This is a genomic window from Kocuria sp. UBA1838, from assembly GCF_002338785.1.
Classification (GTDB): domain Bacteria; phylum Actinomycetota; class Actinomycetes; order Actinomycetales; family Micrococcaceae; genus Kocuria; species Kocuria marina.
Window position 1 is genome coordinate 1 of record NZ_DDIY01000004.1, and the last position, 3395, is coordinate 3395.

The 3395-nt window shown below is 69.4% G+C and carries 2 protein-coding genes and 1 pseudogene; 2 read left to right on the forward strand and 1 reads right to left on the reverse strand.

Translation table 11 applies throughout. The annotated features are described in order from the left end of the window. Positions 1-296: 296 nt before the first annotated feature. On the reverse strand, positions 297-2219 hold the full coding sequence (locus tag B3I25_RS01665) for a propionyl-CoA synthetase (RefSeq protein ID WP_286737615.1): 1923 nt from the start codon (positions 2217-2219) through the stop codon (positions 297-299). A gap of 179 nt (positions 2220-2398) precedes the next feature. Here B3I25_RS01665 and B3I25_RS01670 point away from each other — a divergent pair, with 179 nt between their 5' ends. Next, positions 2399-3058: a GntR family transcriptional regulator gene (locus B3I25_RS01670; protein WP_206398895.1), complete on the forward strand. Its 660-nt coding sequence runs from the start codon at positions 2399-2401 to the stop codon at positions 3056-3058. Positions 3059-3135: 77 nt separating this feature from the next. Beyond that, positions 3136-3395, forward strand: a pseudogene (locus B3I25_RS01675) (MmgE/PrpD family protein); the annotation flags it as partial.

Consider the following 3395-nt stretch of genomic DNA (forward strand, 5'->3'; position numbering starts at 1 on the left):
CGACGACCAGTTGAATCCGCCCTGCTTACGGACGAGCTCGAGAAGAGCCAGATGTTGGTCAACAGGGTGCCCAGGATCGCCAGGCCGCGCAGGACTTCCAGAGCCACGAGCCGTCTGCTCGTACTCAGGGCAAGGGCCTGGGTCCCCGTCCACCGCACGTGCCGAGTCACCGGACGGCGGGTGGCAACACCCCGCGAGCGGTCCTTGACCGCGCGGACGGGGAGTGTTTGTGCGGAGTCAGAGTGTCTACGCGACTGCCGAATGCCCGCGCGGATCCTGTCGGTCCGCGCGAGCCGCTACCCCTGCTCGCGCGGTGCCAGCACGGCGTGCAGCGCCTCAGGTACGGAATCGTCCTCGATGGTCGAGGGCACCGTGTACTTCTCCCCGTCCGCCATCTGACGCATGGTCTTGCGCAGGATCTTCCCCGAGCGGGTCTTGGGCAGTGCGTCCACCACGGCCACGTCCTTGAAGTCCGCCACGGGCCCTATCTGCGAACGCACCATGCCCACGAGGTCCTCGCGCAGCTTCTGGGGTTCGATGTCCGATCCGGTCTTGAGCACCACATACCCGCTGGGGCGCTGACCCTTGAGGGGATCGTTCACACCGATCACCGCGCACTCGGCCACGTCCGGGTGGGTCGCCACGACCTGCTCCATGTGCCCCGTGGACAACCGGTGCCCGGAGACGTTGATGACGTCGTCGGTGCGGCCCATCACGAACACGTACCCGTTCTCATCGATGTAGCCCGAGTCCCCCGTGGCGTAGTATCCCGGGAACGCCGAGAGGTAGGAGGACACGAACCGCTCGTCGTTGCGCCACAGGGTCACCAGGGTGCCCGGCGGCAGGGGCAGCCGAACCGCGATGTTGCCCTCTTCCCCCGGACCCAGCGGCTCACCCACGGGGTCGAGGATCTCCACGTTGAACCCGGGCACGGGGACCGTGGGCGAGCCCGACACTATTGGCAGCTTCTCGATCCCGAAGGGGTTGGCGCAGATGGCCCACCCGGTCTCGGTCTGCCACCAGTGGTCCACCACGGGCACCCCGAGCACGTCCGAGGCCCAGCGGTGGGTCTCCGGGTCCAGTCGCTCACCGGCCACGAACAGCGTCTGCAGCGAGGAGATGTCGTAGTCGCGCACCAGGTCCCCCTGCGGATCGGCCTTGCGGATCGCGCGCAACGCCGTGGGGGCGGTGAACAGCACCTTGACCCCGTGCTCGGCCACGCGCTTCCAGAAGGCCCCGGCGTCCGGGGTGCCCACGGGCTTGCCCTCGTAGACCACGGTGGTCGCGCCGGCCAACAGGGGCCCGTAGACGATGTAGGAGTGGCCCACGACCCATCCCACGTCCGAGGCGGTCCACATCACGTCCCCGGCGCCGATGTCGTAGATGTTGCGCATGGACCAGCTCAAGGCCACCGCGTGCCCGCCGTTGTCCCGCACCACGCCCTTGGGGGTGCCCGTGGTGCCGGAGGTGTAGAGGATGTAGAGCGGGTCGGTGGCCTTGACCGTCACGGGCTCCGCGGGCGTCACGCCGTCCTGCGCCTCGGTCCACGACAGCCACGCGGGCCCGCCGTCGCCGGCCCGCTCGCGCGCCTGGGCCACGGTCGTGACGAAACCGTCCCGTTCGTGCACGAGCACCGCCGACGGCGCGTGGTCGCTCAACTGCAGGGCCTCCTCGATCGCGGGCAGGTACTCGATCCGGCGCTTGGGCTCCACGCCACCGGACGCGGTGACGACGACCACCGGGGCGGAGTCGTCGATCCGGCTCGCCAGTTCCTTGGGGGCGAAACCCCCGAACACGACGGAGTGCACCGCACCCAGTCGCGCGCACGCGAGCATCGCGATCAGGGACTCCGCGATCATGGGCATGTAGAGCAGTACCCGGTCCCCCTTGGTCACACCCTGGGCGGCGAGCGCGCCGGCGAAGCGGGCCACGCGCTCCTGCAGCTGCGCGTACGTGATGTGTTCCTGGGTGTCCAGCACGGCGGAGTCGTAGATCAATGCCGTGCGTTCCCCGTGCCCCGCGGCCACGTGACGGTCCACGGCGTTGACGCACGTGTTGAGCTCCCCGTCCGGGAACCACCGGTAGAGGGGTGCGGCGGAGTCGTCGAGTGCGCGGGTGGGTGGGCTCACCCAGTCCACGGCGTCGGCGGCGTCGAGCCAGAACCGCTCGGGGTCCTCCACGCTGGAACGGTAGACGGATGCGTACGTGGCCTCGGACATGGCTTCCTCCGCGGGTGGTCGTGGTGAGGATCGGTGCCACCAGGATAGTGTCCCTGATCACACAAAACAAGAGCTTTGTATACACACGACGCGTAACTTCCTCTTCAGTCCCGGAAAACTCTTGGCGCATGACGGGCTCGTGTATACACTGAAAGAACTTTCGATCTTCAGGAGGAGCCATGCGAGCGGGTGAGCGTGCCTACCGCGAACTGCGCGCGGACATCGTGTCGTGGCGCCTGGTCCCCGGGCAGGTCCTGGGCGAAGTGGACCTCTCCGAACGGCTCGGCATCTCCCGCACCCCCGTGCGCGAAGCGCTGTCCCGGCTCACCGCGGACGGGCTCACCGAGCCGCACAACGGCCGCGGTGTCGTCGTCAGCGCCCTGTCTGCGGACGACGTGCGCGCCCTCTACGAACTACGCGACACGCTCGACTGCCGGGCCGCCGAACTCGCTGCCCAGCGCGGCAACCCCGAAACGTTCCGAGCGCTCGCGGACGAACTGTCCCACGCAGCGGAGCGGCTCTCGGACGACCCCGACCACCCTGCGTACTACGATCTCGTGGACCGCATGGACGAACAGATCGACGCCGCCGCGGGCAACCCCTACCTGCAACAGGCCCTCGAGAACGTGCGTCTGCACCTCGCCCGCGTGCGCCGGCTCGCCACCTCCGATCCGCAGCGGCTGGCCGCCGCGGCCGCCGAACACGAGGCGATCGCCCGCGCGATCGCGCACGGGGACGCACCCCTGGCCGTCGCGACCACGCGCGTGCACCTGAAGAACGCCCTGAGCAAGGCCCTCGGCTCCCCCGCGCTCGCGCGGGCCCGCCCGGAGGCCTCCTGACCGGGGCGTACGCCCCACGAACCATCCGCAAGCCCGCGGAGACATCCCAGAGACACCTCGCAGCGAAAGGAACGCCCGTGACCGTCGAACACACCGTGCGCACATACTCGTCCAAGGAGGAACTGCCCCGCGAGGAGCAGCTCGCCCACAAGCTCGCGAGCGTCGCGACCGACCCGGTGGCCGTGGAGCCCGAGGTCGTGGACATGGTCATCAACCGGATCATCGACAACGCGTCCGTGGCCGTGGCCTCCCTCAACCGCGGGCCCATCGTCTCCGCGCGCTCGCAGGCCCTGTGCCACCGGGTCGTCGACGGCGGCGGCTTCTCGGGCACCGGCGC

Excerpts from the sequence above, each read along its gene's own strand:
- B3I25_RS01665 (WP_286737615.1), bottom strand. The coding sequence starts at position 2,219 with ATGTCCGAGGCCACGTACGCATCCGTCTACCGTTCCAGCGTGGAGGAC.
- B3I25_RS01670 (WP_206398895.1), top strand. The coding sequence starts at position 2,399 with ATGCGAGCGGGTGAGCGTGCCTACCGCGAACTGCGCGCGGACATCGTG.